This is a genomic window from Blautia sp. MSK18_10, from assembly GCF_020553185.1.
Taxonomy (GTDB): domain Bacteria; phylum Bacillota; class Clostridia; order Lachnospirales; family Lachnospiraceae; genus Blautia_A; species Blautia_A wexlerae.
Genome location: NZ_JAJCGT010000010.1, coordinates 61,329 through 83,631, shown reverse-complemented (window position 1 = coordinate 83,631; position 22,303 = coordinate 61,329). Strand labels below are relative to the sequence as shown.

The window sequence follows — 22,303 nt, the reverse complement described above, 5'->3', positions numbered from 1 at the left end:
TAATTACATTCTGTCGTGGCAGGTTCTGGCAATAACGTCTAACTGCTGCTCTCTTGTAAGGTCGATGAACTTAACAGCATATCCGGATACACGGATTGTGAAGTTTGCATACTCTTCTTTTTCCGGATGTTCCATAGCGTCGATCAGTTTCTCTTTACCAAATACGTTTACATTGAGGTGATGAGCACCCTGATCAAAGTATCCGTCAAGTACATGTACCAGATTCTCTGAACGCTCGTCATCGCTGTGTCCCAGAGCATCAGGATTGATTGTCTGAGTATTGGAGATACCGTCAAGAGCATCTTCATAGTCAAGCTTGGCAACAGAGTTCAGGGAAGCAAGAAGGCCGTTCTGCTCTGCACCGTAAGATGGGTTTGCACCAGGAGCAAGAGGTTCACCTGCTTTTCTTCCATCCGGAAGAGATCCTGTAGCCTTACCATAAACAACGTTGGAAGTAATAGTAAGGATAGATGTGGTTGGCTTGGAATCACGGTAAGTATGAATGTGTTTCAGTTTCTCAAGGAATGTAGACAGAAGAGTTGTTGCGATCTCGTCTGCTCTGTCATCATCATTACCATAACGTGGGAAGTCACCCTCAACCTGGAAATCTGTTGTAATGCCGTCTTCATCGCGGATAGCTTTAACTTTTGCATATTTGATAGCGGACAGGGAGTCTACTACATGAGAGAATCCTGCGATACCTGTTGCGAAAGAACGCTCAACCTTTGTATCGATCAGAGCCATCTCTGCAGCTTCATAGTAGTATTTATCATGCATGTAGTGGATCATGTTCAGTGTTCCGACATACAGATGAGCCAGCCAGTCCATCATCTGGTCATATTTTGCGATTACTTCATCATAGTCAAGATATTCAGAAGTGATCGGCTGATAGCTTGGTCCTACCTGCTGTTTTGTCTTCTCATCAACACCGCCGTTGATCGCGTAAAGAAGGCATTTTGCAAGGTTTGCACGAGCACCGAAGAACTGCATCTCTTTACCTGTCTCTGTAGCAGATACACAGCAGCAGATGCTGTAGTCATCGCCCCATACCGGACGCATAACATCATCATTCTCATACTGAACAGAACTTGTTGTAACAGAAATATTTGCAGCATATTTCTTGAAGTTCTCAGGCAGTCTTGAAGAATAAAGTACTGTAAGGTTTGGTTCCGGAGCCGGTCCCATATCTTCCAGTGTGTGCAGGAAACGATAGTCGTTCTTTGTTACCATGGAACGTCCGTCCTGTCCCATACCTGCTACTTCCAGAGTTGCCCATACCGGGTCACCGGAGAATAACTGGTTGTAAGAAGGGATACGTGCAAATTTAACCATACGGAATTTCATTACCATGTGGTCAACAAGCTCCTGAGCTTCTTTCTCTGTAAGAGTTCCGTTCTGAAGATCTCTTTCAATATAAATATCAAGGAATGTGGAAATACGTCCGACACTCATTGCAGCACCGTTCTGGGTTTTGATGGCTGCAAGATATCCGAAGTACAGCCACTGGAAAGCTTCTCTTGCATCTTTGGCCGGTTTGGAGATATCATATCCATAAGATTCAGCCATAACTTTCATGCCTTTCAGAGCACGGATCTGATCAGCGATCTCTTCACGAAGCTGGAAGTCATAACGTCTCATACCCTGACGGTCGCATGCTGCGAAGTCTTTCTGTTTTCCTTCGATCAGAGCGTCGATTCCGTACAGAGCCACACGTCTGTAATCGCCAACGATACGTCCACGTCCGTAAGTATCCGGAAGACCTGTAAGGATCTTGTTGTGACGTGCTACTTTCATCTCAGGTGTGTAGATATCAAATACACCCTGGTTGTGAGTTTTAAATTCATAGTTGTGGAAAACATCTTTAATCTTGTCACTTACTTTATATCCGTAAGTTTCACAAGCCTGCTCTGCCATTTTGATACCGCCGTATGGCATGAAAGCACGTTTCAGAGGTTTATCTGTCTGAAGACCAACAACTTTTTCAAGGTCTTTTGTTTCTTCATCAATATATCCGGGACCATATGCTGTCAGAGATGTAACTACCTCTGTCTCCATATCAAGAACTCCGCCTTTGGCACGTTCTTCTTTCTGAAGTGCCTGGAGCTTGCCCCACAGTTTGTTTGTAGCTTCTGTAGGTCCTTCCAGGAAAGAAGCATCACCGTCATATGGTGTATAGTTCATTCCAATAAAGTTACGTACATCGATTTTTTCTTTCCAACGGTTGCCCTTAAAGCCATTCCACTGTTCGAAATTTTTCATTCTTTTACCTCTTTCTCTAAAATATTTCCGCGCATCTCTCACTGGCCTGGAGTGAGATAATAAAATGTAAATTGTACTTATTTAGGACACTTTTCTGCCCATGCAGTCAGTATACGTAAACATGAGTGTTATGTCAATTAATTTCCTTTATGATTTTAATTAAATACAATTCTGATAGCTTTTCATCGGAGTTTGCTTCTTTATTGTACTTTATCGTGTACATTAAGACTTTCTTGTATTTTTATAAATACAAAAAAATACCGGTCAGGAAGTCCTCTGGACAATCTGACCGGTATCTGATTTTTGATATTTTATGTAAACTATATTATTCCCTGCCAAGCGGATATTAGTCTGACCTGCAGAAGTCAAAAAACAGCAGGAAAAAATCGGGCGTGTCGGAACAATCTAACGGTTATTGATCGCTGTTACAAGTGCATCAATAGATGCGCGAATGATATCCGCGTCTACGCCTGCACCCCAGGCAAGGGTTCCATCCGGCTTTTTGATACCGACATAAGCAATAGCTTTGGAACTTGAACTGCGCTCCAGCGCATGCTCCTGATATGTTTCCAGGGAATATTTCAGCTCATATGCCTTCTTCAATGCATTGCTGACTGCATCAAGACGTCCGTTACCGGATGCCTCTGTAGTGATTGTCTTTCCGCGGAAAGTAGAGGTAACTTTTGTTACAATACCACCATCTTTCTGCTGGAAATGTACTTCATTGATACTGTACGGTTCTGTGATATTCTCAAAGGTCTGTTTAAACAGATTGAAAATTTCGTCAGGATGAAGCTCTTTATGTTTGTGGTCTGAAACAGCTTTTGTGGCATATCCCATTGCCTCACGCATTTTCGGAGGAAGGTTAAGACCGAATTTGGTCTCAAGGATATATCCCACGCCACCTTTACCAGACTGGCTGTTGATGCGGATAACATCTGCGTCATAATTTCTTCCCACATCTGTCGGATCGATCGGAAGATACGGAACATTCCAGTGATCCGGATCCTTGTCATCTCTCCAGTGCATACCCTTGGCAATTGCATCCTGATGAGAGCCGGAAAATGCGGCAAATACAAGTGCACCACTGTACGGACTTCTTTCGCCTACTTTCATTCCGGTACATTCTTCATATATTTCACAGATATGCGGCATATCAGAGAAGTCAAGTTTTGGATTTACACCCTGGGAATACATATTCATGCCAAGTGTAACAATATCTACATTTCCGGTACGCTCACCGTTTCCGAACAGAGTACCCTCGATTCTGTCTGCACCTGCAAGTAATCCCATTTCAGAATCTGCAACACCGCATCCTCTGTCATTGTGCGGATGGAGAGATACGATTACATTCTCGCGGTATTTCAGATTTTCACACATATATTCTACCTGGCTTGCATATACATGCGGCATGGAATGCTGTACAGTTACAGGCAGATTGATGATGCATTTGTTATCTGCTGTAGGCTGCCATACATCAAGAACTGCATTGCATACTTCCAGAGCGTATTCCGGTTCTGTGCCTGTAAAGCTTTCAGGGCTGTACTCAAACTGGAAATTTCCTTCTGTTTCATCAGCCAGTTTCTTTAATAATGCGGCACCATCCACTGCAATCTTTAAGATTTCTTCTTTGGATTTCTTAAATACCTGTTCTCTCTGAGCTACAGAGGTGGAATTGTACACATGTACAATTGCCTTCGGTGCGCCTTTGACAGCTTCAAAAGTTTTGCGGATGATATGCTCTCTGGCCTGAGTCAGAACCTGAATAGTTACATCCTGTGGGATCAGATTCTGCTCGATCAGGGTACGCAGAAATTCATATTCTGTTTCAGAAGCAGCCGGGAAACCTACTTCAATTTCTTTAAAACCGATTTTTACAAGAAGTTTAAAGAATTCAATTTTCTGTTCCAGACTCATCGGAATCACCAGTGCCTGATTACCGTCACGAAGGTCTACAGAACACCAGACAGGTGCTTTGTCCACATATTCTTTTTCTGCCCATTTCATGCATTTAACAGGCGGCATAAAATACTGTCTCTGATATTTGCTTGGATTCATCATTTTTTCTTCCTCCGTTATGTAAATATTATGTTTGGACTGTGGGGATTGACTGTAAAAAGACATAAAAAAATCTTCCATCTCCACAGACTTATCTGCAAGAGACGAAAGATATTATCATCTTACGCGGTACCACTCTTATTTATGAACAATGTCATACACTCATGGGATACGGAATCTCCGGATATCCGGTATTCTTATATCCTCTCCATATAACGGTGGAAACCGTCTGCACCTACTCTTGTATAATTTCAGGCAGCTGCTCAAAGGCGAGTTCCACAATTTCCTTCCACTGCTTCTCAGCAAACAGCAGTTCTCTGTGCTCCGGTCCGGGTGTACTATTCCTTATCATTGCATTTTACTTATAACTTTATTTGGCTTTTTTGAAATGAACATACGTCTGAATCATTCATTGTAAATATACTACAAACAATTTAACCATATGTCAGTCGGGGCAACAGGATTTGAACCTGCGACCTCACGGCCCCCAGCCGTGCGCGCTACCAAGCTACGCCATACCCCGTAACGCAAGTTAGTATAACAAATTATTTCTGTGATTTCAACTGTTTTTTGAAAAATTTACAAAAATTATACAAATTTAGCAGGAAGAAATTTCATGTACTTTTTTATGTTATAAAATTTCTTCCTGTTTCTCCTATGTACAAGCCTTACAATCATCTGTTACAGTTACGCTGGCATGATGGCCTTTTCCAAATTGTCTACACGCATATCCAGTTCAAAAACTTTCTCTCGAGTTTCCTTATTCTCCTTTCTATAGCGAAGCTCATCCATACGTGCATCAAATAGGGCAGATATTTTTCTGCCAATTTCATTTTCCAGTTTAAGTTCTATAGTTTTTACGCTTCCCCTGAGTTGCACAATATCTGATTTCATGTTCGTGATATCTGCCTTCATGTTTGTGATATCTGCCTTCATGTTCGTGATATCCGTCTTCATGTTCGCAATATCTGTCTTCATGTTTGTGATATCTGTCTTCATGTTTGTGATATCTGCCTTCATGTTCGTGATATCCGTCTTCATGTTCGTGATATCCGTCTTCATGTTCGTGATATCCGTCTTCATGTTTGCAATATCTGTCTTCATATCTGCGATATCGTTCTTTACATCGGACATATCATTTTGAAAACCGGCAATGCTTCCCTGTATAGAAAAAAGGATATTTCTCAATTCCGCATCTTCCACATTCTTCCCTCCTTTCGTTATAGTACGTCTCGTTCTCTTTTGTATAGAACCAATTGTACCATTGAAAGAAGAAAAAGTCTACAGCGAAATTATTATAATATTTTTATAAGACATCTTCGGCAAATTATAACTTATGTATAAACAGCCCACTCCGAAGCTTTGGCTCAAACCAGGTGGATTTTGGAGGCATTAATTTGTTCTCGTCTGCAATCTTCATCAGGTCTTCCATAGATGTCGGGTACATGACAAAGGCTACACCGCCGGTTCTGTCCGCAATCTCTGCCAGCTCTGCTGCCTTATGGCTTCCGCCCACAAAGGAGATTCTCTGGTCTGTGCGCGGATCTTCGATTCCCAGGACTGGTCTGAGGACTTTTTCCTGAAGAATGGATACATCCAGCTGTCCGACCACGTCCTTCTTCTCATAGATATCCGGCCATGCTTTCAGGTGATACCACTGTCCGTCCACATACATTCCCATACAATGCTTCTCTACAGGCTTGCATGGAAATCCCGGCATCAGCATCAGTTCAAAGTTGAACTTCAGGGCGCCCAGAAATGCCTTTACAGTCAGGCCGTTCAAATCTTTTACAATCCTGTTATAAGGAAGAATGCAGAGCTGGTCATAGGGAAATACAACAGACAGGAAATAATTAAACTCTTCCTTCCCTGTATATCCCGGATTCTGTTCTCTTCTCTTTAAACCTACTTTTACAGCGGAAGCTGCGCGGTGATGTCCATCTGCGATGTACAGAGAATCAATCCCTGCAAATTCCTTATTTATTTCAGAAATGACCTCATCTTCATCAATCACCCATACTCTGTGTGTGATCTGATCCTCTTCTGTAAAATCATATGCTGCTTCATGATGATCTTTCCAGTTATTCATCAGTGTAAGCAGAGAATCCGGATATCTGCATGCCAGAAAAATAGGACCGGTATTTGCATTACAGGAATCTACATGGTGGATTCTGTCCTGCTCCTTATCTTCTCTGGTAAGCTCATGTTTCTTCACTACACCATTCATATAATCATCAATGGAACTGCATCCTACGATACCGGTCTGTGTCTTTCCTTTTCTTACAAGTTCATATATATAGTAACAGGCCTTCTGATCCTGAACAAGAATTCCCTTTTCTTCCATATTGTCAAGATTTTCTTTTGCTTTTTCATAAACCCGATCATCATACAGATCTGTCTCAGGTTCCAGATCCATTTCCGGTCTGTCAATATGAAGAAAGGACAGGGGATTCTCATCTCCGATTGATTTTGCTTCTTCCCGGTTTACCACATCATATGGAAGTGCTGCCACATCAGCAGCCTTTTCCGGTGTAGGTCGAAGTGCCCGGAATGCATGAAATACTGCCATAATATTTTCTCCTCTTCTGTATCTTTTGTATTGCTCTTTTATACCCACTTTACTGTCTATCCTGTAAAAATAAAACGAACATTACTCATTATTTTATCATATCCAAATCCTTATATCAATGTACAAATTATAAAACCTAATTTTTTTTTGAAAAACCTAAAAATTTTTGTATTTTTCTATTGCAATTTTTAAAATATATGGTATGATAGAATCACAAGTTAAGGAAACCAAATGATAATTTTTAAGGGAGGTCATTTTATGACAGAAGGATTAAAATGGACTGTAAACGAGGTTCCGAAATCAGATGATAAGCACCTGGAACTGATGTCCGAAGAAAATGTAAAGAAAGCAAATGAGTTCCACAGAAGTTTCCCACAGTACAGTGTGACGCCTCTTCAGAACCTTTCATCCCTTGCGAAATATTTAGGAGTAAAAAATATTTTCTGTAAGGATGAATCCTATCGCTTTGGCTTAAATGCTTTCAAAGTACTTGGAGGTTCTTATGCAATGGGCCGCTATATCGCAAAAGAACTTGGACGTGATATCAGCGAGCTGCCATACAATGTTCTCTCTTCTGATAAATTAAGAGAAGAATTCGGACAGGCTACATTCTTTACTGCAACAGACGGTAATCATGGACGTGGAGTTGCATGGGCAGCTAACCGCCTTGGACAGAAAGCAGTTGTAAGAATGCCTAAGGGAACAACAAAGACTCGTTTCGATAACATTGCCAAAGAAGGTGCTACTGTTACGATCGAAGAAGTAAACTATGATGACTGCGTAAGAATGGCTGCAGCAGAAGCTGCCAAAACAGAACATGGTATCATCATTCAGGATACCGCATGGGACGGATATGAAGAAATTCCATCCTGGATCATGCAGGGATACGGAACACTGGTTCTTGAGGCTGACCAGCAGTTAAAAGAAATGGGTGTTGAACGTCCGACACATGTATTTGTTCAGGCCGGTGTTGGTTCTTTAGCAGGTGCCGTAGTCGGTTATTTCGCTCATAAATATAAAGATAACCCGCCGGTTATGGCTGTCTGTGAAGCAAGTGCTGCTGACTGCCTGTACCGCTCCGCTGTTGCAAAGACAGGAAATCTGGTAAATGTTACAGGTGATCTTCAGACAATTATGGCCGGTCTTGCATGTGGTGAGGGAAATACGATCGGATGGGATATCCTGAAAAATCACGTAGATGTATTTGCATCCTGTCCTGACTGGATGAGCGCAAAGGCAACACGTATTTACGCTAATCCACTGGGAGATGATCCACACGTTGTCTCCGGTGAATCCGGTTCCGTTCCGCTTGGTTTCTGCTTCACTGCTCTTCACGATGAAGATGCAAAAGACTTAAAAGAAGCGCTGAAACTGGATGAGAATTCCGTAGTACTTGTTATTTCCACAGAAGGTGACACTGATCCTGTTCGCTATCGCGAGATCGTATGGGACGGATTATACGGAACAGACGAATCTTTAAGTAAATGATGTTTTTGGTGAACACAGACAGGTAAGTGGTATGGTTATCTCGAAAATGATATACCAGTAACTAATAATATGATATCAGATTAGGGGCAAAATACCTTTTGACCCTAACATCATAATATTTTATACATATTGGGAGGGTAAAAAAATGGATTACGCAAAAATTAACGAAGCTGCAATGGGTTATAAGGATGATATGACTAAGTTCCTTCGCGATCTGGTTCGCATTCCTGGCGAAAGCTGCGGAGAAAAAGGACATATCATGAGAATCAAAGAGGAAATGGAAAAAGTCGGATTCGACAAAGTTCAGATCGATCCGATGGGCAATATCCTCGGCTACATGGGAACAGGTAAAACTCTCATTGGTTTTGACGCTCATATTGATACAGTCGGTATCGGTAATATCAAGAACTGGGAATTTGATCCATACGAAGGTTTCGAATCTGATGAAGAAATCGGCGGACGTGGAACATCTGACCAGATGGGCGGTATTGTTTCTGCAGTATACGGTGCTAAGATCATGAAAGACCTTGGTCTTTTAAACGATAAATATCAGGTACTTGTGACAGGTACTGTACAGGAAGAAGACTGTGACGGTCTCTGCTGGCAGTACATCATCCATGAAGATGGTGTTCGTCCTGAATTCGTTGTTTCCACAGAACCAACAGACGGCGGTATCTACAGAGGACAGCGTGGACGTATGGAAATCCGTGTAGATGTAAAGGGTGTTTCCTGCCATGGTTCCGCTCCGGAACGTGGTGACAATGCAATCTACAAAATGGCTGATATTCTCCAGGATATCCGCGCATTAAACGAAAATGATGCTGCTGATACCACAGAGATCAAAGGTCTTGTAAAAATGCTTGATGAGAAATACAACCCTGAATGGGAAGAAGCACGTTTCCTTGGACGTGGTACTGTTACTACTTCCGAAATCTTCTTCACATCCCCAAGCCGCTGTGCAGTAGCTGACTCCTGCTCTGTATCTCTTGACCGTCGTATGACAGCAGGCGAAACATGGGAAAGCTGCCTGGATGAGATCCGTGCTCTTCCGGCTGTACAGAAATATGGCGACGACGTAACAGTATCCATGTATGAATACAACCGTCCGTCCTATACAGACCTTGTATATCCGATCGAGTGCTACTTCCCGACATGGGTAATCCCGAAAGATCACAAAGTAACACAGGCTCTGGAAGAAGCATATAAAGGACTGTACGGCGAAGAGCGTCTCGGAAATACTGAGACAGAAGGCATGAGAAAAGCTCGTCCGCTTACAGACAAATGGACATTCTCTACTAACGGTGTAACAATCATGGGACGTAACAGCATTCCTTGTATCGGATTCGGACCTGGTGCAGAAGCACAGGCTCATGCTCCGAACGAAAAAACATGGAAGATCGACCTTGTAAGATGCGCTGCTGTATACGCTGCTCTTCCAACTGCATACTGCAAATAATAAATAAATTTTCAAATTTTTTTAGGCGACGGATTTCCTATCATCCTAAAGGCTTAATATGTGTCCGGACAGAATCCCTGCTGTAACAGGCAGGGACACAAGATAAACAGATACAGCCGGATAACCGGTGTTCTGACAAACGCAGAGATTCAATTATTTCATATCAGGAAAGGATAAGCTATCAAAGCATAGCAGGTATTGATTTTATGAAAACATTACAGGATTACATTGATAAATTAAACAGCTTAAACTTCAAAGAAATGTACAACAACGATTTCTTCTGGACATGGGACAAAACAGATGATGAACTGGAAGCTGTTTTCACAGTTGCTGATGCTCTCCGTTTCATGAGAGAGAACAATATCTCCACAAAAGTATTCGAGAGTGGTCTTGGAATCTCTATCTTCCGCGATAACTCCACACGTACACGTTTCTCTTTTGCTTCCGCATGTAACCTTCTTGGTCTGGAAGTACAGGATCTTGATGAAAAGAAATCTCAGATCGCTCATGGTGAAACTGTTCGCGAAACAGCAAACATGGTATCTTTCATGGCTGATGTGATCGGTATCCGTGATGATATGTACATCGGAAAAGGACATGCTTACCAGAAAGAATTCATGGAAGCTGTTACAGAAGGAAACAAAGACGGTATCCTTGAGCAGAGACCTACTCTTGTAAACCTTCAGTGCGACGTTGACCATCCGACACAGTGTATGGCAGATATGCTCCACATCATCCATGAATTCGGCGGTGTTGAGAATCTGAAAGGCAAAAAGATCGCTATGACATGGGCTTACTCTCCATCCTATGGTAAACCACTCTCCGTTCCGCAGGGCGTTATCGGTCTGATGACACGTTTCGGCATGGACGTTGTTCTTGCTCATCCGGAAGGATATGATGTAATGCCGGAAGTTGAAGAGATCGCCAAAAAGAATGCTGAGAAAAATGGCGGATCCTTCACAAAGACAAACGATATGGCTGAAGCTTTCAAAGATGCTGATATCGTATATCCAAAGAGCTGGGCTCCATTTGCAGCTATGGAAAAACGTACAGACCTTTATGCAGAAGGCGACTTCGACGGAATCGATAAATTAGAGAAAGAACTTCTTGCACAGAATGCACAGCACAAAGACTGGGCCTGCACAGAAGAACTTATGAAAACAACAAAAGACGGAAAAGCTCTTTACCTGCACTGCCTGCCGGCTGATATTACAGGTGTAAGCTGCGAAACAGGTGAGGTTGACGCTTCTGTATTCGATCGTTACAGAATCCCGTTATACAAAGAAGCAAGCTTCAAACCATACATCATCGCTGCTATGATCATGCTTTCCAAATTTGAAAATCCACAGGATATCCTGAAGAAACTTGAAGTCAAAGCAGCTCCAAGAATCCTGAAATAATCAGGCGCAGATTAACAGTTGGATTGCAGTAATATTCCAGCTGCTTTCAAACAGATATTTAATTTTGAAAGCAGTTTCAGAATTTAAATATATTGAAAAATAGTACTCATCATATTGTATAGCAGGCGGGGCTGTCGCAGAAAGCACACAATCTTTATTGCGGCGGCCCTCTTTGCCTTTAAAATCAGGAGGTTTTTACAAATGTTTACAAGAAAAAGAATCGTTATTGCGCTCGGTGGGAACGCTCTGGGAAATACTCTCCCGGAACAGATGGTAGCTGTAAAAACTACTGCAAAAGCATTATGTGATCTGATCGAAGAAGGTCATCAGGTTGTTGTTGTACATGGAAACGGGCCACAGGTTGGCATGATCAACAATGCCATGTCTGCTCTCTCCAGAGAAGATGAGAATCAGCCAAACACTCCTCTCTCTGTCTGTGTTGCCATGAGTCAGGCTTACATCGGATATGATCTGCAGAATGCTTTGAGAGAGGAACTTCGAATCAGAGGATTTGTCCGCACACCTGTCGTCACTGTTGTCACTCAGGTTCGTGTAGATCCCAATGATCCTGCTTTTGAAAATCCATCCAAGCCGATCGGCAAATTCCTGACAAAAGAGGAAGCAGACCATCAGGCCAAGGCATATGGACATATCATGAAAGAAGACGCAGGGCGTGGTTATCGTCGTGTAGTTGCATCTCCAAAGCCTGTTGAAATCGTTGAACAGGATGCGATCAACAGTCTTGTGGATGCAAATAAAATCGTTATCTGCTGCGGTGGCGGCGGAATTCCCGTTGTTCTTAACGGACATCATCTCAAAGGTGCATCAGCAGTTATTGATAAGGATTATGCAAGCTGTCTCCTGGCTAAAGAGCTGGATGCAGATATGCTTATCATTCTTACAGCAGTGGAGAAGGTTGCTGTAAACTTCGGCAAGGAAAACGAAGAATGGCTGGATGACATTACTGTAGATGACGCTAAGAAATATATTAATGAGGGACAGTTTGCCCCAGGTTCCATGCTCCCGAAAGTTCAGGCTGCCGTTGATTTTGCAAGCTCCAAAGAAGGAAGAACTGCCATGATCACTTTACTTCAGAAAGCCAAAGACGGTATCCAGGGAAAAACCGGAACCAAAATCCATCTTTAATCTGTTCAGCAGATATCTTATTATATATCAGCTGTTTAATACTGATATATATAACTGCCACATATTCAGGATATCTGCCATATAGCAAAATAATTGCGCAAAAAAAGTTCCGGTGACCTCGCCCGGAACTTTTTTTGTGATGAGTGGACCAGAGTGTCTGGAAAATCATTCCTGCAATCTGCACGCCCCACTTTTCGGTATATTTTGACATACATCTTGCGGAAAGCATTTTTCAGACACACTTTAGTACATCGTTTTCGAAATAACTATACCACTCACTTGTCTGCGAATCCGATTGCACAGGTCTAAAAGCCTCAGCGTAGCCCGCTACGCCTGCGTTTTTATACCAGCACACTCGAATCCGCATCCTACGCGATTGGTATAGTTATTTACGAAACGATGTACTAGTGGACTGCTATAGATTCATAATAATCAATATCTTCCAGTTCCCTGCCTGCTTCTATCTCATAAATCTGCGTATCATCCAGATGTTTCATGATCACTTTTTTACCGCCTTTATCCCCTTCCAGAGAAAGCAGCTCATTGTAATATTTCCTGTCAAAAATACATGGATTTCCCATTTTCCCCTGACAGGAAACACAGGCGATTCCTTTGGAAGTGTTTAAAAACACATGGATCAGTTCACAGATTGTCTCACTGGTAAGCCAGGGCTGATCAGACACAGTAAAAAGCACTGCATCTGCATCCAGGCTGGCATTCAGACCGATTTTTACAGAGGAAGAAATTCCATCTTCCGGATGGGGATTATACAAAACCTGTATTTCCTTTGTTTTCACTGCTTCTGCAATGGCGTCATATTGAGTAATAACAATAATATTACAGATTATTTTTGCTGTAATATTATTTCTGTACAGGTTATTTAACTGAACAATATCTGAATTATTATCCTCTGTAATATCTGAATATTCCGAATAGATATTTTCTATTTTCTTCTTTGTATCATCCAGTTGTTCCAGCACATGTCGATACATAGGTATTCCGTCTATTTCATATAACAGTTTATTTGCCCCAAAACGGCGGCTGTTTCCAGCCGCCAGCATGATCATTGCAATTTTCAAAATAATTTATTCCTCCAAAAGGCTTCCGTAAGCCGCTACTGTATTCTTCCTTTCCAGTTCCTCAACAATGTGCTCTGCAGGTTCTTTCTCTCTGAGTATATCTGACTTGTTCAGATACACTCTGTATACTCTTTCTTCCACATCCTTAAAAAGTCCACAGATAGAAGTCGCAATCTTTACAATATCTTCTTCAGTGATCGGAGCTTCCAGACTTTTCCTGAGAAATTCCGAGGTACGTTCCATACGGTAAGCACTCTGACTGATTGGCTGCCCCAGACAGTCCAGCCCGATCACACTGATCACAATGTCCGCACATCTGGGGATTACAGGCTCCCATTTCTCCGGGACTTTTACCGGATGATGCTTTGCTCCGTCCGCTTCCACAAGCATTACATCGCACAATTCTCTCAGTTCTTCCAGTTTTTCTTCTGTCAGAGACGCATATTTACCGGTGTCCTCCTCATATTCCGCAGCAATCACATATCTTTCTTTGTCCAGAAGTTCTTTTACCCTGACTGCATCTCCGCCCCTGGCAAACGGAAGTTCAGATTCTCCTGCCATATGGGTGGTCGTGGTAATGATCACTCTCTTTCCCTTATCGATCAGTTCATCTGTAAGACGGTAGATCAGGCTGGTTTTGCCGCCGCCGCCAACTACAGCGATCACAGGGTATTTTTCATAATCAATCTGCAGCAGTTCCAGAAAATCGACCTGGTGCTTCATATGGCATCACTCCTTCTGAAAGCAGGATTTCCAATACACTGCCGGCAATACAGCGGGCTTTGTCGGAAATCGTGAAACAGTTTTTCTTTTGTTCTTTGCGCGGATCAATATCTGCAATTTTCATCCCCTTCGGCACTGTAAATCCATCTCTGATCATGCCACGCAAAACTCCTGTAAGAGAAGCCCTGACAGGTGTATCTCCGATCCAGGCAAGGACCTGATCCTTCTCCACGATATCTGCAATCTTTGAGATACAATGGATTTCCCCTGCAGCAGGAGCATGGAGCACGCGCTCTTTTCCAAATCCTCCAATGATACCCGGAACTCCTGTGTTTGGCATAGCAGCGCCTTTTGTGATGATTCTGGCAAGATTGTGGCCTCTCATAGTCTCCACTACATAATCCACATCCTCACCTGCCACAAATCCCGGTCCAAGACCAACGGTTAGATCTGCCATCTCTCTGGTGGTTCCAAGATTCTTTTTTGCAAGAATTGCATCTATCAGTGCTGCAGGTCTGTATTTCTTAAGGACAGTTCCTTCTGTGTCTGCCATAAGAGGAATCTCCCCGGCTTTCCAGACTGCCTCGCATTCCTCTACACTGTCAACTTTTCTGCAGAGAACTCCTTCCACAGAAGACTGCCCGTCGTAAACAGCCTCGCAAAAAGAAACCATTCGCCTGATCGCAGTGGGTTTCTCACATTCCAGTACCAGAAGACGGTAGCCGCATCGGTATAATCTGTGGATCGTACCGCTGGCCAGATCACCGCCACCTCTTATTATTACAACATTTTCCGGTTTATTGTCAGATTTTGGGACATTTGTGTATCTGTTTGTCATCTTACTGTCTTTCCTCTTCTTGTCTCATTTTCATCCATTACTTTTTCCACCGCATTTACAATGTTCTCATAACCTGTGCAGCGGCAGAGATTTCCTGCCATATGTTTCCGAATAGCATCTCTTGATAATTTCTCTCCACGTTCCAGTAAAACAGTGGCAGACATGATAAATCCGGGAGTGCAGAAACCGCACTGTATGGCACCTTCTTCGATAAATGCCTCCTGAATCCTGGTAAGTTCTCCGTTTTTCTCCAGACCTTCCAGTGTACGGATATTTTTACCCTCCGCCCAGACTGCCAGATAAATACAGGAGTCAATAGTCTCTCCGTCTATGATTACTGTACAGGCACCACATTCTCCTACTTCACAGCCCTTTTTTACAGAAGTTAGTCCAAGCCGGTTGCGAAGCATATCAAGCAGTGACTCCCTTACATCTACATATTCTTCAACTTCTCTTCCGTTTACTGTACATCGTACAAGCTGCATCTGCTTTTTCATATGCGGTCACCTCCTGCAAGTTCTACGGTACGTCTCAATGCCCGTGCCGCAATTTCTCCGCCAATCTGAAGACGAAATGCCCTGGATGCTCTCCAGGAATCTCTCGGATTGATTTCCTCCCGGATCAGCTGTGCTGTCTTTTCATACAGGCTTTCTTCTATCTTCATGCCCTTCAAAGCCTCTTCTGCCTTTGTGCAGCGGTACGGAACCGGAGCTGCAACTCCAAAGGTAATGCGCACATCTTCTATCACTCCTGCCTGTTGATCTACCTTGCTCACCACACTACAGCTGATCGTTGCGATATCCATGGCATTTCGCATGGAATACTTAATATAATGACCATGATACCCTTCATATTCTTTTGCAGGAATGATCACATAGGCCAGGATCTCTCCCTGCCGCAGATCCACCCTGCCGGGTCCAAGATAGAAATCTTTTACAGGTACAAGACGGCCTTCCTTTCCATCTTCCAGCCTCAGCAGTGCGTTCAGGGAAAATACGGTCGGTGCACTGTCCGCACTGACTGCTCCGTTGCAGATGTTTCCACCGATAGTACCAATATTTCGTACCTGTGGTCCTCCTACCTGATCTACAGCCTCGCCAAGAACCGGAATATATTTCCTGATAATTGCATCATTTGTTATATGTGAGAAGACAGTTCCGGCACCAATATAAATATCTCCGTTATCCGCCATTTTTACACCCTGGATTTCTTTGATCCCATGGATACTCACCAGAGAAGTTCCGGCAAATTTTCCCTCCCGGATTTTGATCAGCACATCACTTCCTCCGGAAATGATCCTGGCATCCGGATGTTCATTCAGTAATCTCACAGCATCTTTTACACTTTCAGCCTGATAATAGTTCTCAATATCGTACATAAAATCCCCTCCCCTCTAAATAAGTCCGGCCCTTATAAAGCCATCGATCAGTCTCTGTGGTGTCAGAGGATTTTCATTAAAGGCTACACCTGTTGCATGAAGTACTGCATTACGGATTGCCGGTGCACCCGGAATTGCCGGCGGTTCACCCAGTGCTTTGTTTCCGAAAGGTCCAATCGGATCATCAAGTTCCACAAAATCTGCCTTGATATCAGGAGTATCCATCATTGTCATCAGTTTATAGTCCAGCAGGGTTCCGTTCAGTGGTCTTCCTGTTTTCTCATCCAGAATGAGCTGCTCTGACAGACCGTATCCCATTCCCATAGACATACCGCCCTGTACCTGCATTTCAGCCAGTTTCGGATTAATAAGCTTACCGCTGTCATGCACATTAATGATATGAAGGATTTTGATCTTGCCAAGCTTTATATCAACTTCCACTTCAGCAAAGCAGCATCCTGTGGCAATCGTATTTTTCTTTACCTGCTCGGAAACCTCTGCTGTAATAACAGAAGAATTGCCAAGACTGTAATAACTCTCCAATGCAAGATTTCCAAGAGATATTGCCGGATCCTTTCCTGCCATGATCCATCCATGATCAAGCCTCAGTTTCCTTGTCTCTTCAGGCAGCAGCTCTTTTGCATAAGCCAGAATCTTTTCCTTCAGAAGATTTGCGCAGTCTTTAACAACTGTTCCTGTTACAAACGACTGTCTGGATGCATAGGCACCGGTATCAAATGGCGTTACATCAGTATCCTGGACTGTCTGGATATGAATATCACTGATATCCATATTTAAAACCTCAGCCGTCATCTGGGAAAATACCGTATCAGCACCCTGACCGATTTCAGTAGCTCCCAGCATCAGGCCAACACTTCCATCCTGATTCAGAGTCATTCTTGCACCTGCAATTTCCAGTGAGATCGGCCATACACCCGTCTTATAGGAGAAAAGTGACATTCCGACGCCTCTGCGGATATTACCTGTCTGGTTTGTATATTCTTTTCGTTTTTCTTCCCAGTGGATATAATCTGCACCTTTTTCCAGACATTCAAAAATCCCGTTGGTGTTTGCTGCGATCGGCTTCAGGTAAGCATCCTCATAATATCCTTTGATAAGATTTTTCTTTCTGAACTCCAGAGGATCCATCCCGATCTCTTTTGCAATATCATCCATAAAGCACTCAATTGCAAAACATACCTGCGGGATCCCGTATCCACGCATCGCTCCGCCTACCGGTGTATTCGTATAGACAGTATATGCTTCTCCTTTGATATTCGGACATGCATACTGCAGCCTCCAGGCAGTCAGGCCATTGGCTGCTATGGCGTGTCCATGGGAGGCATATGCTCCCTGATTGGAAATAGCCAGCATATCCTTTGCCAGAAGATGCCCCTCACTGTCAACACCTGCCGTCAGATCATACTCAATAGAATGACGGGTTCTGGTGTTGCAGAAAGTTTCCTCTCTGGTTATATCGAGTTTGACCGGTCTGCCGCCAACCTGCGTGGTAAGAAACGCATTTAACGGTTCATACAGCACATCCTGCTTATTTCCGAATCCTCCACCTATGTATGGCTTAATGACTCTGATCTTTCCCCATGGGATTCCAAGAGCCTGCCCGATCACACGCCGGACAATATGCGGAATCTGAGTGGAAGTCACAACTATGATCCTGCCATTTTCCATGTATGCACAGGAAATCGGATTCTCAATGTGGCAGTGCTGCACGATCGGGGTTTTATAACTGCGTTTTATAACTGTTTCGGATTCCTTCAGCCCTTCTTCCACATTTCCGATAAAGTAATTGGAACGGACAAGTACATTATCCTTTTTGTCGAGATGGATTGGCGGTTTGCTTCCATACATGGATTTACGCGGATGGATTTCTACCGGATATTCTTCATATTCAACTTCGATCAGGCGCAATGCCCTCTGGGCTGTGATTTCATCTTCTGCCACTACAGCAGCAATATCATCTCCGTAATAACGGACTCTTCCGGTAAGGATATTGCGGTCTGCAACATCCTGATGTGCCAGCTCCACAGACCAGGGATGTCCCGGCGTAGGATAACAATGATTCGGTACGTCTTTAAAAGTAACCACTTTTACTACGCCGTCCAGAGCCTCTGCTTTACTGGTATCGATTGATTTTACGATACCGTTTCCGATCTTTGCGTGATAGATTTTTGCCACCAGACAGTTGGCAGGAACCAGGTCATCAGTAAATTTTGCACGTCCTGTAACTTTGTCATAGGCATCTACTCTTGGAACACTCTTTCCAATCATGTTTTCACCTTCTCTGTATTTATTTTTGGTTATTATATAGAAGGAGCCGGACACACCCCAAGGTATCTGTCTGTTCCCCTCAGGACTTATGTCCGGCTCCGAACCATGCTACTTTCCTTCACCTTTTTTCTGACATCAGGCGAATTTACTTTTTATTTGCATAATTGTTATCTGTTTTCTGATTTAAGTATAGCATATTTGGATATGAAATTGCAATCTTTTATTCAATTTTTACGTATTATTTTCCTATTAACGAAGTTGTTTGATTGGGTTACTGTTCACTGAGAATATCCTTTGCAATGTATTACTAAGAACAAAGTGAACAGTAACCTGATTTACTTAACGTATTTCTGTCAATATTCCATGCAGGTCATGGATAACGTGTCTTGGGCATTTCACTGCGCACATACCACAGCTCAGACATATGGATTCCTCGATCACAGCACAGCTGTCTTTTACTTTTATCGCACCGGCTGTACAGGTCTTCTCGCAGATTCCGCAGCCGATACAGCTGACGTCACACTGTTTCTTTGCTTCTGCACCTTTTTTCTTATTGGAACATTTTACCACAATGTAATTTGCACACTCATGGACATGGATCACTTTCTGTGGGCAGACTTTTGCGCAGGCACCACAGCCAATGCATTTCTCCTCATCTACTTCCGCCACACCATACTCATTGATGGAAATGGCTTCGAATTTACATTTATCTATACAGGCTTTACATCCGATACATCCATCTGCACAGCCGGCCTCACCTTCGGCTGATCTGCACCCCCCATTACATGCAACTACAGCCGCGCGATATGGAAATTTCTTCTTTACTGCCATATTCAGCACTTCCTTTCATATGGTGTTCCGGTCAGAGGAAGACTATACTGTCTTTCACCATTCCATCTGAAATATGCATCTGCAATTGCAGGTGCAGTTGGGATAGAGGTGATCTCACCGATTCCAATGGCACCACAGGCTACATTCAGTCCCGGTTTGTCAACAACGATGGCATCGATTTTCGGAATCTCATGAGAGCGGAACAGACCAAGCGATCCATACTTGTCAATTGGTTTACAGTTCTCATCGATCGGATAACGCTCTCTCAGTGCAAATCCTATGGACATCACTACGCCGCCCTCGATCTGGCCTTCACAGGACAGTGGATTGACTGCTTTGCCCACATCATGAGCAGCAACCATTTCCTCAATCTTACCTGTTTTCTTATCCAGGATACACATCTGCGTCGCATAGCCGTAGGCTACATGGGAAACAGGATTCGGCACATTTGCGCCAAGAGGATCTGTCTTTGCAAGATATTCCCCATAATAAATTTTACCGATCACATCATCAATGGTCTTACCTGCATTGCGGTCCTCCATAACCTTATCGCAGGCTCTGCGGCAGGCTTCCCCTGTTACCAGAGTCTGTCTGGAACCGGAAGTTGTACCTGAATCCGGTGCGAACCAGGTATTACTTCTCTCATATACAATATCTTCATGCTTCAGATCTGTATTGGTGACTACCATCTGTGTCAGGACTGTACCAAGTCCCTGGCCGATACAGGAAGCACCGGAATAGATGTGCAGCTTTTTATCTTTCTCAAATACGAGTTTCACGCGGCCTGTATCCGGGATACCGACACCGACACCGGCATTCTTCATGGCGCAGCCGATTCCCACCGGTTTTCCTTCTTCCAGAGCAGCGTCATACTTCTTCTTTACAGCTTCCAGTGTCTCCACAAGACCTGTGGAATTATCTACGATCTGACCATTCGGAAGCGTCTCACCGGGACGGATCGCATTGCGGTAACGGATTTCCCATGGAGTGATACCTACTTTGTCTGCCATCATATTCAGTAGGGTTTCTGTTGCAAAACAGGTCTGGGTTACACCAAAACCGCGAAACGCTCCGGCAGGCGGATTGTTGGTATAATAAGCAGTTCCTTCAATCTCGAAATTCTCATAATGATAGGGACCTGCCGCATGAGTACATGCACGTTCCAGCACAGGACCGCCAAGTGAGGCAAATGCACCTGTATCTGATGCTACTTTCGCTTTTACCCCCATGATATTGCCGTTCTCATCGCAGCCCATGGTCATATCCATATAAAACGGATGACGCTTCGGATGAACCAGCAGGGATTCTGCTCTGGTCAGTTTCATCTTCACCGGTTTCTTAGTAGCATAAGTGAGCAGCGCAGCCAGATGCTGTACTGTCATATCTTCCTTTCCGCCGAATCCGCCGCCTACAAGTGCATTCTGTACCTTTACTCTGTCCGTTCCAAGTAACAGGGAACACTCATGTAATGTCTGGTGTGCAGACTGATCTGTGGAATATACTAAAATATCTCCGTCCTCATCATACAAAGCCACTGCGCACTCAGGCTCAAGAAATGCATGTTCAGTCCATGGGGTTTCAAAATGATGACTGATCACATATTTGGAATTACGGATTGCTTCATCTGCATTTCCTCTGCTGATATGTTTATGTGCACAGATATTATTTTCTTCTTCATCAAATACCTTCGGTGCATCCTCTGCCGCTGCTTCCTCAATTGTACGAATATGAGGCAGCACTTCATATTTTACTTTGATCAGTTTCTTAGCTTTCTCAGCTGTTTCTCTGTCTTTTGCAGCAATAACGGCAATGGCATCTCCGAGATAATGTGTCAGACCCCCTACAGGTATCAGTGAATACTGATCATGTTTCAGATGTCCGATCTTATTCTCTCCCGGAATGTCCTCTGCTGTTAATACCGCTTCTACCCCGGAAAGTGCCTTTGCTGCTGCTGTATCGATCTCAAGTACACGTGCACGTGGATATTTACTTCTGAGTGCCACCCCATACAGCATTCCGTCAAAGTAAAAATCATCCGGATATTTGCCGGTTCCCAGTACTTTCTCCTCCACATCCACTCTGGATACTCTATGTCCTATATTCCAGTCCGGATCCAGATCATCCGGGATCACACCCGTCTTTAAAACTTTCGCAGCCAGCCTTACTGCATCCATAATTTTTACATAGCCCGTGCAGCGGCAATAGTTATTGCGCAGTGCATATTTAATCTCATCATCTGTGGGCTCTTTGTTCACGTCCAGAAGAGCCTTTGTACACATTACCATACCCGGAATACAGAATCCACACTGAACAGCACCTGCTTTTCCATAAGCGTAGGTATAGACTTCCCTCTCCCATTCAGTCAGTCCTTCTACTGTGATCACTGTCCTGCCATCCAGTAAATCTGTGTCCGGCACACATGCCTTGCATGTTTTTCCGTCAATTATAACTGTACAGGCTCCGCAGGCTCCTTCACTGCAGCCGTCCTTCACTGAAGTCAGATGAAGTTCATCCCTCAAAAAGCGCAGTAGTTTCTGATTTCCGGTCGGTTCGACCTTTTGTCCATTGACTGTAAATACTGCCATATCGGACTCTCCTTTCTTTTTCGCACGTCTGCCAATTAGGGCAGTCAGCCAGAGTTTACCTCTTTCTGTTTTTTATCTGCCTGTGATACCGCATGAATTTATTATAAAAGTAACATGCGGCCGCGATTCAGCCTGATATGCAACGCTGTCCACAGCCTTTTTCTGCTGTGGACAGAGTTAAATATTTCTTTATAAGTTATCTGA

The 22,303-nt window shown here is 43.5% G+C and carries 17 protein-coding genes, 1 tRNA gene and 1 other annotated feature; of the genes, 4 read left to right on the top strand and 14 right to left on the bottom strand.

The annotated features are described in order from the left end of the window. Nucleotides 1–3: 3 nt before the first annotated feature. From pflB to LI074_RS06490, 5 genes are all read right to left on the bottom strand, one after another. Complete coding sequence (pflB, locus tag LI074_RS06510; protein ID WP_055057724.1) at nt 4–2,259, bottom strand: formate C-acetyltransferase; 2,256 nt, start codon at nt 2,257–2,259, stop codon at nt 4–6. 405 nt (nt 2,260–2,664) lie between these two features. Beyond that, nucleotides 2,665–4,320, bottom strand: coding sequence for a 2-isopropylmalate synthase (locus LI074_RS06505; protein ID WP_020993933.1), 1,656 nt, complete (start codon nt 4,318–4,320; stop codon nt 2,665–2,667). A gap of 94 nt (nt 4,321–4,414) precedes the next feature. Further along, nucleotides 4,415–4,678, bottom strand: a binding site (T-box leader). Between the two features lie 88 nt (nt 4,679–4,766). Next, a tRNA-Pro gene (locus LI074_RS06500) sits at nt 4,767–4,840 on the bottom strand. A 164-nt stretch (nt 4,841–5,004) separates the two neighbouring features. Then, nucleotides 5,005–5,520 carry a DUF6674 family protein gene (locus LI074_RS06495; RefSeq protein WP_173697977.1) on the bottom strand — a complete coding sequence of 172 codons (516 nt, stop codon included), beginning with the start codon at nt 5,518–5,520 and terminating at the stop codon, nt 5,005–5,007. Between the two features lie 124 nt (nt 5,521–5,644). Next, a complete protein-coding gene (locus LI074_RS06490) occupies nt 5,645–6,886 on the bottom strand; it encodes a DUF1015 domain-containing protein (RefSeq protein WP_062807711.1) in 1,242 nt (413 codons plus the stop codon). 258 nt (nt 6,887–7,144) lie between these two features. Here LI074_RS06490 and dpaL point away from each other — a divergent pair, with 258 nt between their 5' ends. From dpaL to arcC, 4 genes are all read left to right on the top strand, one after another. Then, nucleotides 7,145–8,374 carry a diaminopropionate ammonia-lyase gene (gene dpaL, locus LI074_RS06485; protein ID WP_173697978.1) on the top strand — a complete coding sequence of 410 codons (1,230 nt, stop codon included), beginning with the start codon at nt 7,145–7,147 and terminating at the stop codon, nt 8,372–8,374. Nucleotides 8,375–8,519: 145 nt separating this feature from the next. Beyond that, nucleotides 8,520–9,830 (top strand): YgeY family selenium metabolism-linked hydrolase, encoded by a 1,311-nt coding sequence (locus LI074_RS06480; RefSeq protein ID WP_173697979.1) that lies wholly within the window; start codon nt 8,520–8,522, stop codon nt 9,828–9,830. 206 nt (nt 9,831–10,036) lie between these two features. After that, nucleotides 10,037–11,230, top strand: coding sequence for a knotted carbamoyltransferase YgeW (gene ygeW, locus LI074_RS06475; protein ID WP_008703264.1), 1,194 nt, complete (start codon nt 10,037–10,039; stop codon nt 11,228–11,230). A 201-nt stretch (nt 11,231–11,431) separates the two neighbouring features. Continuing rightward, nucleotides 11,432–12,376 (top strand): carbamate kinase, encoded by a 945-nt coding sequence (gene arcC / locus LI074_RS06470; protein ID WP_008703267.1) that lies wholly within the window; start codon nt 11,432–11,434, stop codon nt 12,374–12,376. Here the strand turns inward: arcC and LI074_RS18130 are convergent. The 9 genes from LI074_RS18130 to xdh form a co-directional block, all read right to left on the bottom strand. Beyond that, nucleotides 12,312–12,587 carry a DUF6783 domain-containing protein gene (locus tag LI074_RS18130; RefSeq protein ID WP_416387320.1) on the bottom strand — a complete coding sequence of 92 codons (276 nt, stop codon included), beginning with the start codon at nt 12,585–12,587 and terminating at the stop codon, nt 12,312–12,314. The genes arcC and LI074_RS18130 overlap by 65 nt on opposite strands. 193 nt (nt 12,588–12,780) lie before the next feature. Continuing rightward, complete coding sequence (locus LI074_RS06465) at nt 12,781–13,455, bottom strand: nucleotidyltransferase family protein (RefSeq protein ID WP_173697980.1); 675 nt, start codon at nt 13,453–13,455, stop codon at nt 12,781–12,783. Nucleotides 13,456–13,461: 6 nt separating this feature from the next. Beyond that, nucleotides 13,462–14,178, bottom strand: coding sequence for a selenium cofactor biosynthesis protein YqeC (gene yqeC / locus LI074_RS06460; RefSeq protein WP_062807712.1), 717 nt, complete (start codon nt 14,176–14,178; stop codon nt 13,462–13,464). After that, the gene (yqeB, locus tag LI074_RS06455; RefSeq protein WP_022381428.1) at nt 14,138–15,016 is read right to left on the bottom strand and encodes a selenium-dependent molybdenum cofactor biosynthesis protein YqeB; all 879 of its coding nucleotides are present in this window, start codon (nt 15,014–15,016) and stop codon (nt 14,138–14,140) included. Before yqeB ends, yqeC begins: the two co-directional genes overlap by 41 nt. Next, nucleotides 15,013–15,513, bottom strand: coding sequence for a xanthine dehydrogenase subunit XdhC (gene xdhC, locus LI074_RS06450; protein ID WP_008703273.1), 501 nt, complete (start codon nt 15,511–15,513; stop codon nt 15,013–15,015). The genes yqeB and xdhC overlap by 4 nt, the downstream gene beginning before the upstream one ends. Next, nucleotides 15,510–16,394 carry a xanthine dehydrogenase subunit XdhB gene (gene xdhB, locus LI074_RS06445; RefSeq protein ID WP_118633299.1) on the bottom strand — a complete coding sequence of 295 codons (885 nt, stop codon included), beginning with the start codon at nt 16,392–16,394 and terminating at the stop codon, nt 15,510–15,512. Before xdhB ends, xdhC begins: the two co-directional genes overlap by 4 nt. 15 nt (nt 16,395–16,409) lie before the next feature. Next, entirely contained in the window at nt 16,410–18,683 is a 2,274-nt protein-coding gene (gene xdhA / locus LI074_RS06440) for a xanthine dehydrogenase subunit XdhA (RefSeq protein WP_055052750.1), read from the bottom strand. Nucleotides 18,684–19,022: 339 nt separating this feature from the next. Beyond that, a complete protein-coding gene (locus LI074_RS06435; RefSeq protein WP_173680889.1) occupies nt 19,023–19,514 on the bottom strand; it encodes a 4Fe-4S binding protein in 492 nt (163 codons plus the stop codon). Between the two features lie 2 nt (nt 19,515–19,516). Continuing rightward, the gene (gene xdh, locus LI074_RS06430) at nt 19,517–22,099 is read right to left on the bottom strand and encodes a selenium-dependent xanthine dehydrogenase (RefSeq protein ID WP_195277841.1); all 2,583 of its coding nucleotides are present in this window, start codon (nt 22,097–22,099) and stop codon (nt 19,517–19,519) included. Nucleotides 22,100–22,303 lie beyond the last annotated feature (204 nt).